We start from the raw sequence: 19,805 nt of genomic DNA on the forward strand, positions 1-19,805 counted from the left end.
CTTGGCCTCGGGGTCTGTCTTGGACTCGTGGGTCTTGTTGCTGCGCTTGCTTCCCTTGAAGTCCGCGAAGCCGTTGTTGTCGTTGTCGCTGTCGTCTTCGTCCTTGGGCCGGAAGCTCTTCATCGAGGCCCACGCGTCGAGCAGCGTTCCATCGACCGAGAAGTGGTCCTTGCTCATCAGACGGCGCGCCTGCGCCTCGGCGACCACGTGCTCGAAGAACTTGCGCGTGGCCTGGTACTCGAGCAGTCGGTCTCGGTTGTCCGAGAACGCGCAGTGATCGAAGGGCGTCTCGACCATGTCCATGCCCAGAAACCAGCGAAACAGCATGTTGTAGCGCAGCTGCTCGCACAGCCGGACTTCGCTGGGGATCGAATACAGCGCCATCAGGAGCATCGACTTGAGCAGGCGCTCGGGCGGCACCGAACGCCGACCACGCTTCGAGTACATGCGGTCGAAGGTCCGATCCATCCGCTTGAGAGCGGCGTCCGCGACCTCCTTGATCTCGCGCAGCGGGTGATCCTCGGGGATCTGCTCCTCGATGTTCATCAAACACAGCATCGAGGCTTGCTTCGGCTGACGGCCACGCATGACTTCGATAGATCATGCGCGGTCGTTGATGTCGAGGTCTTTTTCCGATGTCCTGCTAGAAGCGCACCGCGACGCCAAAGCCCGCGCCCCGGGTGTCGGGGACGTAGACGGGCACCGGCACGAGGTAGGCCGAGTTGCGCGGCTTCGCGGCGAGGACCTCCTTGCGCCCGCGGATGCCCCGGGCGAGGAAGATCCCCCCGGGCACGAGCAGGCCCACGGCGATCACTCCGGTCACGGCGCCCGTGACGATCAGGCCCACGGGCGGCCCGCCGAGCAGGCCCGAACTCCCGGGCACGAGGCCGAAGCTGCCCAGGGCGACGAGCCCAAAGATGCCGCCGATGCCGGTCATCACGGCGCCGCCGACCAAGCGCTTGTTGGCCGTGGCCCACTTGGGACCGAGCACCGGGTCGGCCTTGACCTCCTCGTCCCACGAGGGCTTGCCCGCCTCCTCTTGCTCGGCCTGGACAACGGAGTCCTCCGTGGTCCCCGCGCTGGCCTCGCTCTCGGGGATCGACGAGGCCTGCTCACCGGCCGCCTCCGAGGCCTTGATCTTCTCGTCGAGCTCCTCGATGCGCTCGCCCGCCTCGGCCCGCTCCTTCTTCGCCTCGGGGCTGTCGCCGTAGAGGGCCTCGTGCTCGGCCTGGTAGTTCTCGAGCAGCAGCTTGGCCTTGCGCAGGTGGGTCGGGTTGCGGTTGACCTCGTAGGCTTTGCTGTGGGCCTCGGCGATGTTGTAGACGAGCGCGTTGCGGATCGTGCGCGTGTCCTCGCCCTCGGGCAGGATCCCGAACGCGCGCTTCCACAGCGCGAGGGCGTCGATGTACTCGGCGGTGCGGAACTTGATCTCGCCCTGCTTGTAGAGATCCTTGGCTTCCACCAGGGCCGGATCTTCCGCCGGATCTTCCGCCGGCGCGTCCGCGGCGGGCTCGGCCGCGGCGTCGCTCTCCGAGGGCGCGGCGCTGGCCGAAGGGCTGAGGAGGGTCGCGGTCAGGGCGAAGCTCGCCACGGTGAGGGTCCTGCGCACCCCGCGAAGCTATCACCGCTGTGCCCCCGCGTCATGCCAGCGAGCCCACGCAGGCCGGAGGGAGGGCTCACTCGCGCGCGCCAGCTCGCTCCAGGTCGCGGCGCTGCGATTGACGCGAGAACACTCGGTGGGGAAACTCCCGACATGTCGCGACCGTCGAGTCTGCCTCCGCGCCTTTCGCTCGCTCTCGTGGCTCTGGTGACGGTCGCGGGCTGCCCCGGTGACGCGGGCGACGACGCCGAGGCAGGCGAGACCGTCGCCGACGACGAGGTCGGGGAACCCGAGACCACGACCGAAGACGAGGCCGAGAGCGAAGGCGAGCCAGAGCCCTTTTGCGGTGACGGCGAGGTCGACCCCGGCGAGGAGTGTGACGATGGCAACACCGCCGAGGGCGACGGCTGCTCCCCGACCTGCACGGTGAGCTCCTGCGGCTTGCGCTGGTCGGTCCAGGAGGCCACCGACACGAGCCTGGTCCACGCCCTCGATGTCGCCGTCGCCGACGACGGCAGCCTCTACCTCATCGGCCGCGACGAGGGCCCCGAGGACTTCGACATCTGGGCCGCCCACTACGACCAGGACGGGCCCATCTGGGAGACCATCGTCGAAGCCAGGCCCGGCAACGACGCCGGCCTGGCGCTCACCATCGGCCCAGGGGGGCAGCTGCTCGTGGGCGGCCGCGTCCAGGCCGACGAGCAGGCGATGTGGTGGGCCTCCCTCTCGCCCACCGACGGCTCCGAGAACTGGTCCCACGTCATGGACGGGCCCATCCCCGGGAGCGACGAGCGGATCACCGACGTCGCCATCAGCGAGGGCGGCGAGGTCCTGCTCGTCGGCGAGATCGGGACCGACAACGGCAGCGACGTGTGGCTGAGCATGCGCGAGGTCGGCGCGGGCGAGGAGCTGTGGACCACGACCTGGTCCGGCGAGGGCGACGGCAACAACTCCCCGGATCTGAGCGGGCCCATGGCCGTCGCGCCCAACGGCGACGTCTGGGTCGGCGCCCGGGAGTTCGTCGACTTCAACAGCCAAGACGCCGCGCTGCTGCGCTTTGACGGCGAGGGCAACCTGCTCGAGGAATTCGTGCCCCTGGGCGGAGGCAACCACCAGCACAACCCCGTCGCGCTGCTGGCCACCGAGGACGCCGTCTACTACGCCATCGAGAGCGACAGCGGCGCGGTCTACCGCAGCTGGCTCGTCCGCCTCGACGCCGAGGGCAACGAGGTGTGGACCCGCGACGAGGCCTACTGGGCCGACCACGAGGGCGAGGTGATCGGCTCCGACTGGGGCGCGCGCTCCCTCGGCCAGGCCAGCAACGGCGACGTCATCGTGATGGGCGACATGCTCGGCGGCGACGACTTCGAGATGCTCTACTACGGCGAGGCCTGGGTCGCGCGCCTCGATGCCGCTGGCGACTACGTGTGCCGCGGTCGCCACCGCGTCGACGACGGGCTGATCATCCCGCCCTCCCTGGCGATCACCGGCGCGGGCTCGGGGGCCAGCGGGGCCGCGGGGCTCAGCGGGGTGCTGTCCGCCGGCCAGGGGCCGAACACCTGGCGCTGGACGGGCTACTTCCTCGAGTAGGGAGGCGCCCCGACCGAGCCCCCCCGGGCCTGCTATGCTCGGGCCCCGCCCCCCAATGGCCAAGGAGCACACGCCCAAGCGCGGCCGGCATTTCTACGGCCCCGGCCCCTACGTCGAGCGCGAAGCGGATCAGACCCTGGTCGAGGCCCTGCGCGCGGGGGAGTACGCCCTCGTGCTCGCGCCGCGGGGCTCGGGCAAGACCAGCCTGCGCATCCGCACCAGCGAGCTGCTCGCCGACGCCGGGGTGTCCGTGGCCGCCGTCGACCTCGGGGCGATCGGAGCCGAGAACCGTGCCGACGCCTTTTGCGCCTCCGTGGTGATCGAGGCCGGGCGCAGCCTGGGCCTGGCCGAGCAGGCCAAGCAGGCCTGGCGCGCGTCCAAGGGCCCGCCGCAGATGCGCCTGCGCGCGTGCATCCGCGAGGTCATCCTGGAGAAGGTCGACGGCCCCGTGGTCCTGTTCATCGACGAGCTCGAGCTCGTCCGCGCCCTCGGCCCCGCCCGCGACGACTTCTTCGCCGCGCTCCGGGCCATGGCCGACGCCCGCGGCGAGGCGGGCCCGTGGAAGCGGCTGAGCGTGTGCCTGGTCGGCGCCATGACCCGGGACGAGCTGGTCAGCGACCCGCGGCGCAGCGCCTTCGACCTGCCCGCTCGCGAGATCGGCCTGCGGGACTTTAGCCGCGAGCTGCTCGACGCCTTCGCCCCCACCTTCGAGCCCCTCGGCGCCGACACCAAGGCCGTGCTCGACGCGCTCAACGACTGGACCAGCGGGCACCCGGCCCTGTGCCAGTGGATCGCCGGTGATCTGCTGCTGCGCGAGGTCCAAAAGGGCGACGAGGCCACGGCCGTCGAGGCCGTCGTGCGCGAGAGCTTCCTGCAGCGCGGGCCCGAGGTCGACCCGCTGCTCGGCGACACGGCCCGGCGCCTGCGTCGAGACCAGCGCGACCCCTGGCGGACCCGCGTGCTCGCCGTCTACGAGCGCGTGCTCCGGGGCGAGCGCATCGACCTGCGCGGGCGTCAGCTCGGCTCCGACGGGGCGCTGATCGTCGCCCGGCTCAAGATCGCCGGCCTCGTCGCCGCGAGCGCGGGCGGCAAGCTGCGCGTGCGCAACAAGGTCGTCGAGCGGGCCTTCGACCGCAACTGGGTGCGCAAGGCCCTCGCCGGGCGCCCCGTGTCCGAGGCCCTCGAGCGCTGGGAGTCCGGCGGCCGACGCAGCGCCGCCCTGCTCCGCGGCCAGGACCTGCGCGAGGCCGTCGCCTGGGTCGAGGGCCGCCCCGACGTCACCCCCGGCGAGCGCGACTTCGTCCTCGCCAGCGAGCGCGCCCGGGCCCACCGCCTGCGCCGGCTGCTGTTCGCCGGCAGCGCCCTGAGCCTCGGCCTCGCCGGCCTGCTCGGCGTGTCGCTGTGGCAGTACCGCGCCAGCCTCGAGGCGCCCACGGCCCGGGGCGTGGTCGCGGCCGGGCTCGAGACCAAGGCCGCCCGGGCCAGCTCCAGCGGCGAGCTCGTCGACCCGCCCAAGGCCGACGACCTGTCCCTCGTCGAGACCATCGCCGCCGTCGACCAGGCCTCGCGCCTCGACCTCCAGATCCAGCAAAACGAGCTCCTGCGCGGGCAGCTCGAGGTCCTGACCCAGCGCCTGGCGATCGAGCAGGCCTCGCGCGCCGAGCTCCTCGCCCCCGACCCCGGCCGGCGCACCGAGGGCGCCAGCTTGGCCCTGCGCGCCCTCGAGCACTGGGCCGAAGACCTCGGCGAGGCCCCGGCCGCCGTGACCCGGGCGCTGACCATCAACCTCCCCGCCGCCGGCGACACCATCGAGGTCGACGCCCACGGCGGGCCGATCGTCGCCCTCGCGGCCAGCCCCACCCGCGCCGTGACCGTGGCGCTGAAGACCGTCACCGACAACGGCGGCGGCGCCCCTTTGCCCACCACCGGCGGGGCCGAGGTCCGCGTCTGGGAGCTCGCCACCGGCCGCCGCCTCGCCTCCTTCGAGACCCCCGCCGGCGAGCTCGAGGCCGTCGCCATCTCGCCCTCGGGCCTGTGGATCGCCGCCCTCAGCCGCACCGGCTCGCTCACCGTGTGGAGCCTCGACGAGCTCGCCACCTTCGGCCCCGCGCCCGTCCCCGCCCCCGCCGGCGTGCTGACTGGCCTCGCCCCCGTCGCCTCCCTGAGCGTCGACGACAGCGGCGGCGTCAGCCTGCTGCGCCGCGACGGGGCCGTCGACCGCGTCGATCCCCAGGCCGGCAACGCCAGCGCCCGCGTCCGCGGCAGCGCCCTCCCCGACGAGCTCCCCCTCAGCCACGCCGCCGCCCGACTCCCCCCCGCCGGCAGCGAGACCACCGCCCCAGCCAGCGTCGCCCTGCTCGCCGCCAACACCCTCGAGCTGTGGGACCCGCCCACTGGCCGCACCCTCGCCAGCATCCCGGCCCCGCCCTTCCCGACCGGCGTCCGCGAGCTGCTGTGGCGCCCCGACGGCCGCCGCGTGCTCGTGTGGCCCCACGCCGGCCGCAGCCTGCTCGAGTGGTCCATCGACAGCGGCGAGCTCAGCCAGCAGACCGAGCACGAGAGCGCGATCACGGCCGCCCGCTTCTCCCCCGGCGGCCTGCTCATGGCCACCGGCACCCAAGCCGGCGCCGTGCGCTTGTGGTCCACCGAGGGCGCGCTCTTGGCCGAGGCCCCCGCCCACGCCGCGCCCGTGTCCGCGCTCAGCTTCGGCCGCGGCACCTTGGTGTCCGCCGACCGCAGCGGCGGCCTGCGCATCCAGCCGCTGACCCGCCACGACCGCCCCGAGCCCCAGGCTGCTCAGCTCGGGCCTGACGGCGCCGTGTTGACCGTCGCCGTGCGCGTCGCCGTGCAGGCCAACCAAGCCACCGCGACCGCCGTGCCCACGCTGTGGCTCGACGGCCTCGATCGCCTCGGGCTGCTGCCCCCCCGCCCGCTGCCGCCCGGCACCGTCCGCGTCGAGACCGACCTCGACGCCCGCGTCCTCGCTCTCTTGCTCGAAGACGGCCGCGCCGGGCTCTTGCCGCTCAACCCCGAGCTGGGCAGCGCGCCCACGCCCAGCAGCGAACCCGCGCCGGAGCCCGAACTCCCCAACTTCCTCCCCTTCCCCACCGCGCCCGGCGAAGGCAGCTCCAGCCGCGTCCTCGATCTGCTCGTCAACCCCGACGGCCAGCGCATCATCCTCGCCACCGAAGACCGCCGCGTGACCCTGTGGGGGGCCGACCGCACCCCCATCGCCACGCTCGCGGGTCACCAGGCCCCCGTCGATCGCCTCGCGCTCTCGCCCTCGGGCCAGTACCTCGCCAGCGCCGATCGCAGCCAGGTCGTGCGCGTGTGGGACCCGGGGACCGCCGCGCTGTGGGCCACGCTGGAGTTGGACCACGAGGCGCACCACCTCGTGCTCAATGATCGCTTCTTGCTGTTGGTGGACGACGCCGGCGAGGCCGAGCTGTGGTCGCTCGAGACGCGCGAGCGCGTGGATGAGCTGAGCCTCGGGCAGACGAGCCACGCGGACGGGGCGATTCAACGGGTCGCGCTGTCTGGTGACGGCTCGCGCCTGGCCCTGGCGCGCGGCGGCGCGGTCGAGCTGTGGCGGCTGGACACTGGTGAGGCGATCGGCCGCTTCCGCGTGCAGTCGCCCGTGCTGAGCCTGCGCTTTGGCGAAGGCGGGGAGCTGCTGGCCGTCGACGGGCGGGGGATCGTTGCGCGCTGGTCGACGGATGTCGGTCAGTGGCTGCTCGAGGCCTGCGACGCCCTGCCGGTGGGGACGGTGCTGCCGGCGGTGTGCCCCGTAGACGGCTGAGCGCCTACTTCTTCGAGCGCCGCCCCAACACCCGCTCGCGCAGCGCTTCGACCGACATCAGCGGCTTGCTCCGATGGAGCATGCGATGGCAGTTCGCGCACACCATCGCCAAGTCCTCCACCTTCGCCTTCTTCTTTCCGCTCATCTGCGAGACCGGCACGCGATGGTGCGCCTCGATATAGCCCTCCCCCAGCGCGCCGTAGACCTCGCTGAAGTCGAAGTCACAGCACTCACACGCGAGGCGCCCGTGCTTGGCCAACGCCCTCCGCTTGGCGTCGCGGACGAGCTTCGCGCTCCGCTCGTATCGACGGTGGAGCCGGTACAAGACCTTCCCTTCGGCGTACTCGTCTTCGTCCTCGTCGACGCGCTCGGACACCAGCGCGTGCCCGGCCACGATCGCTTCGGCCATCGCCCGGAGCTTGTAGGGCTCGCTCGCAAAGTCGTCCCAAACCCGCTCCTCCGCCTTCCCGCCCTTTTTGAGCCCGGCCCCTCCAGACGCGAAGCGCTCGTCAAAGCGACGGAAATTCATGAGCTTCATGTAGACCCCGTTGGCGTTGCGAAAGCGCTCTGCGTCGGGTCGATCCCCGTGGACCGGCAAGGCCCCGAGCTGGCGACTCAGCTCGAGGATCCGCCGGTCGCTCTTGGCCATCGCGCAGCCCTCCGATCGCAAGTAGAGATCGAGGGCGAGGATCAGCTCGTCCCGCGCCCACTTCGGATTTCGAGCTGCGGCGGTGTTCGTCCGAGCCAACGCTCGATAGTCCACCGTCGGTCGCAGCAAGACCGCGTTCCCGCGTGACTCGAGCAGCTTCGGCAAGGCCTCGACGAGCAGCGCGAACACGAACACCGTCGACCCCTTGGTCTCGGCCCAGCCTTGCTCCACCACCGCGCTCCAAGCCTTCAGGACCTGGCCCCTGCTGATCGCGCTCGGGCCCTGGCTGCGCGATTGGGAAGACCGCCGCCAGATCTTCGCGTCTTCGACATCGACGATCATGTTCGCGACGCCGGTGCTCAAGGTTCGAATCGGCTTGCCAGCGTCTTTGCGTTTTCTAGCGACTGTTTGGACCTGCTTCCAAACTTGCTGATCCGTCGGCAACGATCGCGAAGACATCGCCAAATGATCTAACATCGCTTGGCGAATCGGGACAGCGCGGGCTTCGCCGCCGTGTGCTACCGTCCTTTGATGGCGCGTCAGGCTAGGACGCTCGCTCTGGTCGCGCTGAGCTGCGCGCTCGGCTTCGCGTGTACGCACGCTTCGGACACGGAACCAACCCAGTCCCTCGCTGAAGCGCCCGGCTCGACCGCCCTCGCCACCTCCGAGCAACCAACCGACGCCCCCGTACTCGCCCAGGCATCCCCCGAAGCCGCCCCTCCGAGCGACCTCGACCAAGACGGCATCCCCGACACCCTCGACCAGTGCCCCGAGGACCCCGAGGACGTCGACGGCGACGCCGACGAAGACGGCTGCCCCGATCTCCTGTGCCGCCTCGACCCTTGCGAGATCGCCATCTTCGAGAAGGTCTACTTCGCCTACGACGAGTCCACCATCGAGCCGCGCAGCTTCCCGCTGCTGAAGGACATCGCCTTCGTCCTCGGCTACAGCCCGCAGGTCACGATCCAAATCGCCGGTCACACCGACAGCAAGGGCCGCTCGGAGTACAACGAGGGCCTGTCCCAGCGCCGGGTCGACAGCGTACGCGAGCACCTGCTCTCCCTCGGCGTGAACGACCAACAGCTGAGCTCGGTCGGCTACGGCGAGATGACGCCGATCGACACCAACCGCACCGAAGCGGGCCGCGCCCACAACCGCCGCGTCGAGTTTCTACGCACCGACGGCGGCTGCGGGCGGCCCTAGCCCAGGATCCAATAGTGGAGTGCGCGGCAACCACGCCACGCTGGCGGCCTCCCTACGCTAGTCACAGAAGGGAGGCATCGGCGCGTGGTCCGAGGGCCACTCACAGATCCTGGCGTGCAGCCAGTCGATGTCGTCGTCCTCCCAGCGGACGGCACCAGCATCGAGCCCGATCTTGCCATAATGAATTCCGACGCTGCATCGAGTCCCACCAGGGCACTCGTCGACCCACAAGGGGCTGCCCGATTGACCGGGCTGACTCGCGCACGAGTGAATGAGTTGTTGAGACTCGACCTCCTCGACCGCGCACGATTGAAAGTACATCCAGCCAGCACAAGGACAGCCCTCCTCATCTGCTTCCGGTGACTGGTCGCAGGCCTCCGTCGGTGCGGGGTACCCCGCGGTGAACACGGAGAGCTCATCGAGCGTACCTTTGGACGCTCTACACAAACCCATTCTACCGAACTGGCCGCTCCGCTCCTCGTCATCCGTCAAGATCAGCAGCGCGTAGTCGTCATACATCGTCTCCGGGAAGGGATTCCAAATGACGCGCTCGACAGCCCAAGCGCCGCCGTTGAGCAGGACCTCGCTCGAGCGCCCAGGGAAGACGTCCAAACTGAAGAACTCTGGGGGGTCCTCGATCCACTCATTGAGGTCCCCCCAGGTTCCCCCGACGACGTGCCGGTTGGTCAGAAGGTGTCTGGGACCCACGAGGAAGCCCGTCCCCCGCTCGAGCCAATAACCCACGGAGTTTTTCTTGGGGTATTGGAGACGGACGAGGGCTACGGTACGCAACGGATAAGACTGGAGGTCACTCTCGGAGTTGACGGGAACCCGAGGGTCTTCCAGCCCCCAGTTCCGAAAGCCAAGGGGTTGCCCCGACGACGAGACGGTCTCGTCGTCCAAGAGCCGACGAGCCAGCCCATCGAATTCGGCGATCGTCGACTCGCCCCATCCCGCTGAAGTCAATCTCGCGGCGCCAACCTCATCGCCCCCCGCAGACTCAGGCTCATCGCACAGCTCAGCGCCGGGGTCGCTACAACCCAAGGCGAAAGAGAACAGCAAGGGGGTGCCCCCCCGCCTCACCATCGCGCCACCACGAGCCGGTGCGTTTCGTCCGAGCTCGTCGCGTAGACCGTGAGCGACCCCGAGATCTGAGGGGCCTCGAAGATTAACCCCAAGGTCTTGCCGGCATCTGCTGGCTGAGCCACAGGCGCGAGAAAGTTGACGTTCGGAGAGCTCAGATCTCGCGTCGCATAGATGAAGGGCTTGGCCCAGTCCCCGGTCTCGGGATGGTCCGGGCCAAAACCCACATCCACCCCTGACAGCTCGAACGCGAGCGCCCCATCCTCGGTCGCGGCGCTCACACCAATCACCGTCCGGACGAAGTCATCACAGACGACGTCGACGTCATGGACGACCTCCCCAGAGGGGTCTGTAGCCTCCCAGTCCTCGAAGAAGACCTGGGGATCCATCGGTACGTCGAAGGTCAACGTCAACGCCGAGCTTTGACCGGAGGCGCCCTGGACTTCGACCTCCGCGCCATTGCTCGACAGCTCCCAAGTAAGCGTGGTCTCGAAGGACTCGGGGATCACCGCGAGGATATCCGCACCAGACCGCCCGTTGGGAGCGACCGTATCCACGCTAGCGAGCTCCGTGGTCGATACGAGCTCGCAGGTCGGCTTGGAGCCCTCTGTCGCGGTGTCGCCACTGACGCCACCTGCCTCATCCGCACCAGGCCCTTCACAGCCCAGCGAGACCATCGCCAGCGTCGCGCCAACGTATCTAGCGACTCTCATGGACTCCACACTATTTTCTCGAGTTTGAGGCGTCAAGACACCAAGCGCCTTCACTCCAAGCGCCGCAACGCCCCATTCATCCTGGCTCCATGCCGAGCTGCCAGCGCCGAACGACCCTGGCCTCGAGGGCGTAGGCCAGGACGACCTCGCGCCCTCCCCGTGGGCCTCAGTTCCGGGCCGCCGTCCCGCGCCGGGGCGGCACGGAGCTCGCGTCCTCTTCGCGGTACTCGTTCAACCGATACTGAATCTTCCGCGGCGAAATCCCCAGCATCCGCGCCGCCTTCGAGGTCGACCCGCCGACGTGCTCGAGGGTCTTCAAGATCGCGTAGCGCTCCAGCTCGCGCAGGCTCGCCCCGGGCACCAGCGGCATCTCGTTGCCCGAGCGCCCCGAGGTCATCAGCTCCCGCGGCAGCTCCCGCGGCTCGATCTCATCGCCGCGGGCGAGCACGACGGCGCGCTCGATGCAGTTCTCGAGCTGGGTGATGTTGCCGGGCCAGTCGAAGTTCAGCAGCACGCCGAGGGCCCGCTCGGTGAAGCCCTGGAAGCTCTTGTCGTTGGCGCGGCCGTGGTGCTTGAGGAAGTGCATGGCCAGCAGGGGGATGTCGTCGCGACGCTCGCGCAGGGTCGGGACGCGGATCGAGATGACGTTGAGGCGGTAAAAGAGGTCCTCGCGGAAGCGGCCGGCCTGGACCTCGTCGTGGAGCTCGCGCTCGCTGGCGGCGATCAGGCGCAGGTCGATGGCGATGGGCTCGGAGCCGCCGATGCGCTCGATGGTGCCGTCCTGGAGGGCGCACAGGATCTTGGCCTGGATGGCCGCGGGCAGGTCGGCGACCTCGTCGAGGAAGAGGGTGCCGCCGTTGGCCTGCATGAGCCGACCGTCGCGCTGCTCGGACGCGCCGGCGAAGGCCCCGGCCTCGTAGCCGAACAGCTCGCGGTCGAGCATCTCGGCGCTCATCGAGGCGCAGTGGATCGCCACGAAGGGCGCCTCCTTGCGCTTGCTCAGGTCGTGCATGAGCCGACCGACGCTCTCCTTGCCCGTGCCGTTCTCGCCGACGAGGAGCACGGAGGCGTCGGAGCCCGCGACCTGCTCGACGAGGCTCATCATGTCGCGGAAGGCCCGGGAGCGACCCACCATGCCGTCGAAGCCCTCCTCGCTCTCGCCCTCGTCGCGGCGGGCGAGCTCGTCGCGCAGGCGCTTGGCCTCGTCCTTGAGCGCTCGGTGGCCGAGGACGCGCTCGACCACGACGAGGAGCTGGCCGAGGTGAAGAGGCTTGGTCAGGTAGTCGTCGGCGCCCTGCTGGATGGCCTCGACGGCGCTCTCGACCGTGCCGAAGGCGGTCATGACCACGACCGGCACCTCGGGCAGGCGCTCGCGCACCTTCTCCATCAGCGCGATGCCGTTCATGCCGGGCATCTTGAGGTCGGTGATCACGACGTCCGGGGTGAAGTTGTCGAGGCGGCCGAGGGCCTTGAAGCCGTCGCCTGCGGACTGGACCTCGAAATTCTCGTCGCGCAGGAGCTCGGTGAGCGCTGAGCGCGCGGAGCTCTCGTCGTCGACGACCAGGATTCGGGCACGGGGGGGCGTCTTGTCAGCACTCACGTCTTCTTGCTTGCCTCGACCGACGCGCTTTGAAAAGTCCTCAAGCCAGCAAGAGTTGCGCTCGAAGCATTTTGTGCTGCCACATGCATTTTATTCGTTCGCATTTGCCCCCGCCATGGGCGATCACTGCCTCGCACATGGACATGACCAAACGAGACGCTTCGTGGCTCCTCGGGCTGGATCTGCGCGAAGGCGCGGCCGGGCCGCTCGAGTTCGCCTGCTGGCTGACGGAGGCCCTCGAGGGGGTGCCGCTGCACGCGCTGCACATCGTCGAGGCGGACCAGCTCGGCATGCTGGCGAGCGTCAACCGCCGGGAAGAGGCGGCGGCCCTGGCCAAGGCCTCGGCGGAGAAGGCCCTCGCGGGGCGCTCCGCGGAGCTCGAGATCGTCGAGGGTGGTCGGCCCGAGGCCGTGCTCGCCGAGCGCGCGGCGGGCCAGACCGGGATGGTCATCGGCCGCCTCGCGCCCCGGGGCCGGGACGCGATCTTGCGCCTGGGCGCCGTGGCCCGTCGGCTCCTGCGGCGGCTGCCCTGCCCCACCATCGTGACGCCGCCGGACTTGACCCGCGACACCATCGGCGAGGGCCCCATCGTCCTCGCCACCGACGGCCACGCCGACTCCTCCGGCGCGGCCCGCTTCGCCACGAGCCTCGCCCGCGCGCTGAACCGCGACCTGCTCGTCGCCCTCGTCGTCCCCGTGCCCTACGGCTGGAGCACCAGCTACGTGACCCCCGAGTCCATGGGTCAGCTGCGCGCCGATCTCCGCGCCCAGGGCCAGCGCACCCTCGAGCGCTGGGCCAGCGAGCACGGCATCGCCCAGTCCCGCGGGGTCGTGCTCGAGGGCCTCGTGGTCGATCAGCTGCGCCACCTCGCCAAGACCGAGGACGCCCTGATGATCGTCACGGGCTCGCGACGCATGGGGCCGATGGAGCGCATGTTCGTGACCTCCGTGGGCAGCGAGCTGGCCGCGGCCGCGACCTGCCCGACCGCCGTGGTCACGCCGGACTATGGCGACGGTCACAACCCAAACCAGGCCAAGGGGAGCTGAATCATGAGCTGGCAACTTCACAAGCGCTCGGTCCTCGTCCCCTTCGACTTCTCGGCGGCCTCGCGCAAGGCCCTCGCCGTGGCCCGCAGCTTCGTGCCCGATCCGGCCCAGGGCAGCGTGTCGGTGATCCACGTGATCACCCCGCCCCCGGTCACGGCACCGGGGCGCCTGCTGCGGGGTCCCTTCGATGAGGAGCGCGCCATCGCTCAGGGCTTCTCGCAGCTGCGCGAGGCCCTCACGGACGCGGGCTACCCCGAGTTCGAGCCGCACGTGCGCGTGGCCAGCAACCCCGCCGAGGAGATCGTGCGCTTCGCCGAGCAGCGGACCGAGCTCATCGTCATCTCTTCGCACGCGCGCCAGGGCTTCGACCGCTGGCTGATCGGCTCCACGGCCGAGCGAGTCGTCCGCCTCGCGCCCTGCCCCGTGCTCGTGCTGCGCGGCCCCAACCCGCAGTGACCCGCGGGCGGTGACGTCGACGCAACACCCCTCGGGCGCTGCGCTGCGCGCCCATCGTGAATCGTCCAAACCGTCGCTCCACCCCGAGGCCATCGTCGATACCCGGGGTCGCGCGGGTTTGATCGTGGCTCCCGGTACGCATACCCTGCGCACCCCATAGCCATGGACAAGGTTCAAGAGTTCTTCAAGAAGATCGCCGACGCGGCCTGGTTCCAGACCAGCATCACGGTGGTCATCCTGCTCGCGGGCGTGCTCGTCGGCATCGAGACCTACCCGGCTCTCGTCGAGAGGTTCGAGCACCCGATCCACATCGGAGACCAGATCATCTTGTGGATCTTCGTCGCCGAGATCGTGGTCAAGATGCTGGCCGAGGGCAAGAAGCCCTGGCGCTACTTCCTCGACCCCTGGAACGTCTTCGACTTCGTCATCGTCGCCGCGTGCTTCCTGCCCTTCGAGGGCAACGCGGTCACGGTGCTGCGGCTGCTGCGTCTGCTGCGTGTCCTCAAGCTGGTCAAGGCCCTGCCCAAGCTGCAGATCCTGGTCGGCGCGCTGCTCAAGTCCATCCCCTCGATGGTCTACGTCAGCTTGCTGCTGTTCATGCTGTTCTACGTGTACGCCGTCGCGGCCGTGTTCTTGTTCGGCACCAACGACCCGCTGCACTTCGAGAACCTCGAGATCGCGATGCTCTCGCTGTTCCGCGTGGTCACCCTCGAGGACTGGACCGACGTCATGTACATCAACATGTACGGCTGCGACCGCTACGGCTACAGCGCCGACTCGGTCGTCCAGTGCGTCACGCCCAAGGCCCAGCCCCTGCTCGGCGCGCTGTTCTTCGTGTCCTTCGTGCTCACCGGCACGATGATCATCCTCAACCTGTTCATCGGCGTCATCATGAGCGGCATGGACGAGGCCCAGGCCGAGGCCGCGGACATGGCTCGCATGGAGCAAGCCGACAAAAAGCCCACCGTGGTGAGCGAGGTCGACATCCTCGTCGAACAGGTCGCGGCGCTGTCTGAACGCCTAGCGGCGCTGCAGAGGATGGCCAAGAATCAACAGCAGGATGAGTGAGCGGATTCGCGCACTCCGCCCCCGAGTGTTGGAGCCCCGCGCCGATTGGCCGGGGCTTCGGCTTTTTTCGGGTTTTTTCCCCATCCTGGGAATGTGTACAGATCCGCGCGCGTCGGGGTCCGCGATGAACGAGAGCGCGGAGACCTCCCCCAGCCTCGAGCGCCGCGAGTCGGCCGCTCCCCAGCCGCGAGCCCTCGCTCGCCTGGCCGGGCCCTTCCTCCTCGGCCTCGCCGCCGTCGCCTGCACGGCCATCGCCGCGAGCACCTGGCACGACGTCAAGACCCCGCGCGACACCATCCGCGTCACGGGCTCGGCGACCCAGCGCATCGTCTCGGACCTGATCGAGTGGGAGGCCAGCGTGAGCCACTCGGCGTCCAAGCGCGCCGACGCCTACCGGGCGACCAAGGCCGACGTCGAGGCGACCGTCGCCTACCTCGAGGACCAGGGCATCCCCAAGGAGGACATCCGGGTCGGCTCGGCCAGCGTCAACGCCTACTACGAGACCTACTACGAGCAGATCGGCGACACCCCCGTGTCCAACTCGCGCCTGGCCGGCTACACCGCCTACCAGAGCGTGACCGTGACCAGCCAAAAGGTCGAGCTCGTCGAGCGCGTGTCTCGCGAGGTCACCGCCTTGCTCGATCGCAACATCCCCATCGAGTCCTCGACCCCGCGCTACCACTACACCGGCCTCGAGGGCCTGAAGATCGAGATGCTCGCCGAGGCTGCCGACAACGCCCGCCAGCGCGCCGATCAGATCCTCGCCTCGGCCGGCGACGCCGAGCGCGGTGACCTGGTCGCCACGCACATGGGGGTCATCAACATCAACCCCGCGAACTCCTCGGCGACCTCGTGGGAGGGCAACAACGACAAGAGCTCCTACGAAAAGGACATCATCACCATCGTCCACGTCACCTACGAGGTCGACTAGACCCGACCCGAAGGCGTGGCTCGGGGTCCTCGCTATACTCGGTGCATGTCCAGACGCGGGTGTCTCCCTTACATCGTCCTCGCCCTGTTGTCGACGGCCTGCGCCGACAAGACGCTGACCCTCGATGGTGTGGGGTGGGGAAGCACGGACGACGAGCTCGGGGACGACGAGGCGGAGTCCGAGAGTACGTCCGAGTCGAGCACGGGGCCGGGGACCACGACCGACACGGATAGCGAGAGCAGTACGGACACCGAGACCTCCACGGACACCGAGACCTCCACGGACACCGAGACCTCCACAGACACCGAGACCTCCACGGACACCGAGACCTCCACGGACACCGAGACCTCCACGGACACCGAGACCTCCACGGACACCGAGACCTCCACGGACACCAGCGCGGACTCGGAGACCTACGCCTTCCCCACGCCCCAGGATCCCTTCTTCATCTTCTCGGGCACGAACCCGTGGACCGGGGGCGACTGGTACGAAGGTGTCCGCGACACCACCATCTTCGAGCTGCATCAGCTCGACATCCACATCGACCTCATCGACGTCAACCTGACCGAGTGCGGCGTGCAGGGGGTCACGGTCTCGGTCAACGGTCAAAACGTCGGGGGCTTCGAGATCGAATTCGGCGACGACACCGTCGACGGGGTCTTCCCCATCGGCTCGCCCATCCTGGGCCCGACCTTCGAGGTCCGCTACGAGACCCAGCAGACCGTCGCGTTCGGCTGCGGGTCGGCGGGCTACAGCACCTCGACCTCGACGGTGACCTTTTACGCGGGCTGAGCTGGGGCCGGGAGGGCGTGGCGTCGTCCACGACGGCTAAAATAGACGCGTGCTCTCGAGCGACGACCTGCTAGCTTGAGCGGTCGCTGGAGAGCACCATGCTCGACCTTCGCACGCTGGTTCCCGCCGACACCTCCGCGCTCCAAGACTTCCTGGCTGCGCATCGGAGCCATTCGATGTTCCTGGCCTCGAACTCCCGCATAGCACCCCTGGGCGCCACGGGCCGGCGCGAGGCCGGCTGCTACCTCGGCGCCTTCGAGGGGAGGTCGGGCGCGCTGGTCGGGGTGGCGGCGCACTACGAGATGGGCAACATCGTCGTGTGCGCTCCAGGCCACGCCGCGAGGCTGTGCGCGGGCCTGGTGCGCGAGACGGGCCGGCCCCTGTCGGCCCTCGTCGGCCCGGAGCCCGACGTCAGCGCGGGCCTCGACGCCCTGGGCCTGAGCGCGGGCCCCTTCGTCTGCGACGAGCCCGAGGGGCTGTTCGAGCTCGACCTCGACGAGCTGCGCCCGCCCGCCGCGTTGACCCAAGGAGTCGTCCACGGCCGGCCCATGGCCGCGGCGGACTTCGAGGCCGTGCTCGAGTGGAGCATCGACTACTCCGTCGAGTCCATCGGCCTGGCCCGCAGCCCGAAGCTGCGCGCCGACTCCGAGGCCCGGCTGCGCAGCTACCAGCCCGACGAGGTGTGGCTGCTCGAGCGCGAGGGCCGGCTCGTGTCGATGACCCGCTTCAACGCGCGCCTGCCCGACTGCGTACAGATCGGCGAGGTGTGGACGCCCCCCGAGCTGCGCGGGCGGGGCTACGCGCGGGCGGTCCTCGCCTCGCACCTGCAGACCTGGAGGGACCGCGGCGTGACCCAGGCCGTGCTGTTCACGGGCGATCGAAACCTGCCCGCGCGCGCGGCCTATACGGCCCTCGGCTTCCGGGAGGTCGGGCGCTACCGCGTCTGCGTATTCGCCGAGCCCCAGCCCCCGCCGGGCCCTTGACCCTCGCCGTGGGTGGGCGAGGATGAAGCCCTGATGACCGCCCAGGCCCCCGTCGACCCTCGCGCGCCCGTCGGCGACGTCTCCCCCGTGCTCGCGGCCGCCCGCGCGCAGCTGGGCGGCCTGCCCAAGGCGGCCATCTTCCACGACCTCGACCGCCTCGAGGCCCGCTACGCCGATCTGTGCGCGGCCTTCCCCCCCGACACCCTCCACGCAGTCGCGATCAAGGCCAACCCCGTGGTCGCCCTGCTCGAGGTCCTCGTCGACGCGGGCGCGGGGCTCGAGGCGGCGAGCTGGGAGGAGGTCCAGCTGGCCCTGGCCGCGGGCTGCCCGAGCGAGCGCGTCGTGTTCGACTCGCCGGCCAAGACCGACGCCGAGCTGGCGGCGAGCCTCGAGCTCGGGCTGTGGCTCAACGTCGACCACCCCGACGAGCTGCGCCGCATCGAGGCCCTGCTCGCCGAGCGCCCCCCCACGCGCGCGCGCGTCGGCCTGCGCGTGAACCCCCAGCTGGGCTCCGGGGCCATCGAGTTCACCAGCACCATCAGCAAGGCCAGCAAGTTCGGGGTGCCCCTGACGGACGCCCCCGCGCTCGTGCGCCGCTTCCCCTTCATCACCGGCCTGCACGTGCACACCGGCTCCCAGGGCGTCGGCCTGCCCCTGCTGCAAGCGGCGGCCCGGGCCACCGCCGAGGTCGCCGAGGCCCTCGCCCTCGACTGGCTCGACGTCGGCGGGGGCGTGCCCGTTCGCTACACCGACGCCGACCCGGAGCCGCCCTCCTACGCCGACTGGGGCCGGGCCCTCGCGGACATCCCCGGCTGGGGGCAGCGGCGCCTGGTCACCGAGGTCGGCCGCTCGATCCACGCGGGCTGCGGCTGGGCCGTGTCGACGGTCGAGGCGGTCAAGGACGTCGACGGCAAGCCCACGCTCATCATCCACCTCGGCGCAGACTTCCTGATGCGCCGGGTCTACCGGCCGCAGGATTGGGACCACGAGTTCATCGTCCTCGACCCCGAGGGCCGACCCAGGGCCCACGGCGAGGGCGCGCGCGAGTCCCAGATCGCTGGCCCGCTGTGCTTCAGCGGCGACATGCTGTCCCGCGGCCGGAGCCTGCCGCCCGCCGCCCGCGGGGACTGGCTGCTCGTCCGGGACTGCGGCGCCTACACCCTCGGCATGTGGTCCCGCCACTGCAGCCGCGGCCTCCCGCCGACCTACGGCTACCGCCGCTTTGAGAAAGAGCCGCACATCGAGATGCTCCACCCCGGCGAGCGCCCCGAGGACGTCGTCGCGTTCTGGACGGGGTCGAGCTAACGCGACCGCAGCTCGATGCGGTCGAGGTCGAACGACCGTCGAGAGGACGCCCACACGCAAATCGCCCCCTCAGGGGGCGACCACATGCCCTCTCCCAGGCACGAATCCCGTTGCCCACCAACCGCCCCCAGCATGGGAGCGCCTGTGGGGGCAAACTAGAAGCGGGTCGTAAAGCTCATGCCGGCGTAGTTGGGGCTCACCACCGGCACGAGCGCGGTCTTGTTGTTGGCCGCCGCTTTGTTCTTCTTGATGCCGATGACGATCAGCGCGATGCCAGCTCCGAGGAAGAGCGGCGCGATGATGCCACCGGTGATCGCCAGGGCGTTCATGGTGTTGCCGCGCTTTTCGGCGTCGGCCTCTTCCGTGGAGCCGGGCTCGGCGTTCTCGTAGTCGACGGTCGCGGCGATGCCACCGACGGCGCCGCCAACGGCCAGGCCGATGCCGCCCGCGCCGAGGCCCGCGAGCACCGCACCGCCGATGAGCAGGCCGTTGCCCGGCTTCTCCGGCTTGGCGTTGGCCTCCTCGGCGGCCTTGCGCGCGGCCTCCTCTTCGGCGGCCTTGCGCGCGGCCTCTTCCTCGGCGGCCTTGGCCGCGGCCTCTTCCTCTTCGGTGATCTTGGCGAGGATCTCCTCGATCTTGGTCTTCTCGGCCCGGATCTCCTCGCTGAGCTCGACGCCGCTGCCCTCGAGCAGGGTCTCGTACTCCTGGAGCAGGGCCGCGGCCGCGTCGATGTGCACGCGATCCTTGTCGCCGTTGTAGGCGCGCAGGTAGGCGTCGAGGGCCAGGTTCATGATCGTCTGGCGCGTGGCCGAGTCCGGCCCCTCGTCGATGGCATGGACGGCGTCCGCCCACAGCTTGGCCGCCTCGCCGAAGTCACCGGCGTCAAACTTTTCTTGACCCTGCGTGTAGAGATCTTCGACGGGGCCCGCGAAGGCGACGCGAAGCGGCGACGCCACGAGGGCGAGAGCCAGAAGACTGGAGAGGAGT

17 protein-coding genes are annotated in these 19,805 nt (G+C 70.0%); 10 read left to right on the top strand and 7 right to left on the bottom strand.

The window, feature by feature from the left end; genetic code table 11:
- The coding region (locus tag PPSIR1_RS23285; RefSeq protein ID WP_006973615.1) for an IS5 family transposase at nucleotides 1-546 on the bottom strand (546 nt) is incomplete at its 3' end.
- A gap of 97 nt (nucleotides 547-643) precedes the next feature.
- Nucleotides 644-1,609, bottom strand: a complete 966-nt coding sequence (locus PPSIR1_RS23290) for a hypothetical protein (RefSeq protein ID WP_006973616.1) — start codon at nucleotides 1,607-1,609, stop codon at nucleotides 644-646.
- A gap of 189 nt (nucleotides 1,610-1,798) precedes the next feature.
- On the opposite strand from PPSIR1_RS23290, the gene PPSIR1_RS50290 reads away from it, so the two are divergent.
- Nucleotides 1,799-3,190, top strand: a complete 1,392-nt coding sequence (locus PPSIR1_RS50290; protein ID WP_275935397.1) for a myxococcus cysteine-rich repeat containing protein — start codon at nucleotides 1,799-1,801, stop codon at nucleotides 3,188-3,190.
- 55 nt (nucleotides 3,191-3,245) lie between these two features.
- Nucleotides 3,246-6,989 carry an AAA-like domain-containing protein gene (locus PPSIR1_RS23300; RefSeq protein WP_006973618.1) on the top strand — a complete coding sequence of 1,248 codons (3,744 nt, stop codon included), beginning with the start codon at nucleotides 3,246-3,248 and terminating at the stop codon, nucleotides 6,987-6,989.
- A gap of 4 nt (nucleotides 6,990-6,993) precedes the next feature.
- Here the strand turns inward: PPSIR1_RS23300 and PPSIR1_RS23305 are convergent, their stop codons facing one another.
- A complete protein-coding gene (locus PPSIR1_RS23305; protein ID WP_157595879.1) occupies nucleotides 6,994-8,097 on the bottom strand; it encodes an HNH endonuclease in 1,104 nt (367 codons plus the stop codon).
- 72 nt (nucleotides 8,098-8,169) lie between these two features.
- On the opposite strand from PPSIR1_RS23305, the gene PPSIR1_RS23310 reads away from it, so the two are divergent.
- Nucleotides 8,170-8,841, top strand: a complete 672-nt coding sequence (locus PPSIR1_RS23310; protein ID WP_053335415.1) for an OmpA family protein — start codon at nucleotides 8,170-8,172, stop codon at nucleotides 8,839-8,841.
- 57 nt (nucleotides 8,842-8,898) lie between these two features.
- Here the strand turns inward: PPSIR1_RS23310 and PPSIR1_RS23315 are convergent, their stop codons facing one another.
- The 3 genes from PPSIR1_RS23315 to PPSIR1_RS23325 all read right to left on the bottom strand — a co-directional run bounded on the left by PPSIR1_RS23315 (nucleotide 8,899) and on the right by PPSIR1_RS23325 (nucleotide 12,237).
- On the bottom strand, nucleotides 8,899-9,744 hold the full coding sequence (locus PPSIR1_RS23315) for a trypsin-like serine peptidase (RefSeq protein ID WP_157595880.1): 846 nt from the start codon (nucleotides 9,742-9,744) through the stop codon (nucleotides 8,899-8,901).
- Between the two features lie 176 nt (nucleotides 9,745-9,920).
- Nucleotides 9,921-10,637 (bottom strand): hypothetical protein, encoded by a 717-nt coding sequence (locus PPSIR1_RS46475; RefSeq protein ID WP_157595881.1) that lies wholly within the window; start codon nucleotides 10,635-10,637, stop codon nucleotides 9,921-9,923.
- 166 nt (nucleotides 10,638-10,803) lie between these two features.
- Nucleotides 10,804-12,237 carry a sigma-54-dependent transcriptional regulator gene (locus PPSIR1_RS23325; RefSeq protein WP_006973623.1) on the bottom strand — a complete coding sequence of 478 codons (1,434 nt, stop codon included), beginning with the start codon at nucleotides 12,235-12,237 and terminating at the stop codon, nucleotides 10,804-10,806.
- Between the two features lie 143 nt (nucleotides 12,238-12,380).
- Here PPSIR1_RS23325 and PPSIR1_RS23330 point away from each other — a divergent pair, with 143 nt between their 5' ends.
- From PPSIR1_RS23330 to PPSIR1_RS23360, 7 genes are all read left to right on the top strand, one after another.
- A complete protein-coding gene (locus PPSIR1_RS23330; protein WP_198154594.1) occupies nucleotides 12,381-13,283 on the top strand; it encodes a universal stress protein in 903 nt (300 codons plus the stop codon).
- Nucleotides 13,284-13,286: 3 nt separating this feature from the next.
- Nucleotides 13,287-13,739 (top strand): universal stress protein, encoded by a 453-nt coding sequence (locus PPSIR1_RS23335; protein WP_006973625.1) that lies wholly within the window; start codon nucleotides 13,287-13,289, stop codon nucleotides 13,737-13,739.
- A gap of 162 nt (nucleotides 13,740-13,901) precedes the next feature.
- On the top strand, nucleotides 13,902-14,807 hold the full coding sequence (locus PPSIR1_RS23340; protein ID WP_006973626.1) for an ion transporter: 906 nt from the start codon (nucleotides 13,902-13,904) through the stop codon (nucleotides 14,805-14,807).
- Nucleotides 14,808-14,931: 124 nt separating this feature from the next.
- Nucleotides 14,932-15,738, top strand: a complete 807-nt coding sequence (locus PPSIR1_RS23345) for an SIMPL domain-containing protein (protein WP_006973627.1) — start codon at nucleotides 14,932-14,934, stop codon at nucleotides 15,736-15,738.
- 45 nt (nucleotides 15,739-15,783) lie between these two features.
- Nucleotides 15,784-16,530 carry a hypothetical protein gene (locus PPSIR1_RS50815; RefSeq protein WP_157595882.1) on the top strand — a complete coding sequence of 249 codons (747 nt, stop codon included), beginning with the start codon at nucleotides 15,784-15,786 and terminating at the stop codon, nucleotides 16,528-16,530.
- Between the two features lie 98 nt (nucleotides 16,531-16,628).
- Nucleotides 16,629-17,513, top strand: coding sequence for a GNAT family N-acetyltransferase (locus PPSIR1_RS23355; RefSeq protein ID WP_006973629.1), 885 nt, complete (start codon nucleotides 16,629-16,631; stop codon nucleotides 17,511-17,513).
- 33 nt (nucleotides 17,514-17,546) lie between these two features.
- Entirely contained in the window at nucleotides 17,547-18,818 is a 1,272-nt protein-coding gene (locus PPSIR1_RS23360) for a type III PLP-dependent enzyme domain-containing protein (protein ID WP_157595883.1), read from the top strand.
- Nucleotides 18,819-18,973: 155 nt separating this feature from the next.
- Here the strand turns inward: PPSIR1_RS23360 and PPSIR1_RS49530 are convergent, their stop codons facing one another.
- Nucleotides 18,974-19,774 (bottom strand): outer membrane protein assembly factor BamD, encoded by an 801-nt coding sequence (locus PPSIR1_RS49530; protein WP_006973631.1) that lies wholly within the window; start codon nucleotides 19,772-19,774, stop codon nucleotides 18,974-18,976.
- Nucleotides 19,775-19,805: the final 31 nt, after the last annotated feature.

This window comes from Plesiocystis pacifica SIR-1 (assembly GCF_000170895.1).
Taxonomy (GTDB): Bacteria; Myxococcota_A; Polyangia; order Nannocystales; family Nannocystaceae; genus Plesiocystis; species Plesiocystis pacifica.

What these genes read in the sequence shown, in the direction of transcription:
- PPSIR1_RS23300 (WP_006973618.1), top strand. Translation starts at nt 3,246, where the DNA reads ATGGCCAAGGAGCACACGCCCAAGCGCGGCCGGCATTTCTACGGCCCC.
- PPSIR1_RS23305 (WP_157595879.1), bottom strand. Translation starts at nt 8,097, where the DNA reads ATGTCTTCGCGATCGTTGCCGACGGATCAGCAAGTTTGGAAGCAGGTC.
- PPSIR1_RS23310 (WP_053335415.1), top strand. Translation starts at nt 8,170, where the DNA reads ATGGCGCGTCAGGCTAGGACGCTCGCTCTGGTCGCGCTGAGCTGCGCG.
- PPSIR1_RS46475 (WP_157595881.1), bottom strand. Translation starts at nt 10,637, where the DNA reads ATGAGAGTCGCTAGATACGTTGGCGCGACGCTGGCGATGGTCTCGCTG.
- PPSIR1_RS23330 (WP_198154594.1), top strand. Translation starts at nt 12,381, where the DNA reads ATGACCAAACGAGACGCTTCGTGGCTCCTCGGGCTGGATCTGCGCGAA.
- PPSIR1_RS23335 (WP_006973625.1), top strand. Translation starts at nt 13,287, where the DNA reads ATGAGCTGGCAACTTCACAAGCGCTCGGTCCTCGTCCCCTTCGACTTC.
- PPSIR1_RS23340 (WP_006973626.1), top strand. Translation starts at nt 13,902, where the DNA reads ATGGACAAGGTTCAAGAGTTCTTCAAGAAGATCGCCGACGCGGCCTGG.
- PPSIR1_RS23345 (WP_006973627.1), top strand. Translation starts at nt 14,932, where the DNA reads ATGAACGAGAGCGCGGAGACCTCCCCCAGCCTCGAGCGCCGCGAGTCG.
- PPSIR1_RS50815 (WP_157595882.1), top strand. Translation starts at nt 15,784, where the DNA reads ATGTCCAGACGCGGGTGTCTCCCTTACATCGTCCTCGCCCTGTTGTCG.
- PPSIR1_RS23355 (WP_006973629.1), top strand. Translation starts at nt 16,629, where the DNA reads ATGCTCGACCTTCGCACGCTGGTTCCCGCCGACACCTCCGCGCTCCAA.
- PPSIR1_RS23360 (WP_157595883.1), top strand. Translation starts at nt 17,547, where the DNA reads ATGACCGCCCAGGCCCCCGTCGACCCTCGCGCGCCCGTCGGCGACGTC.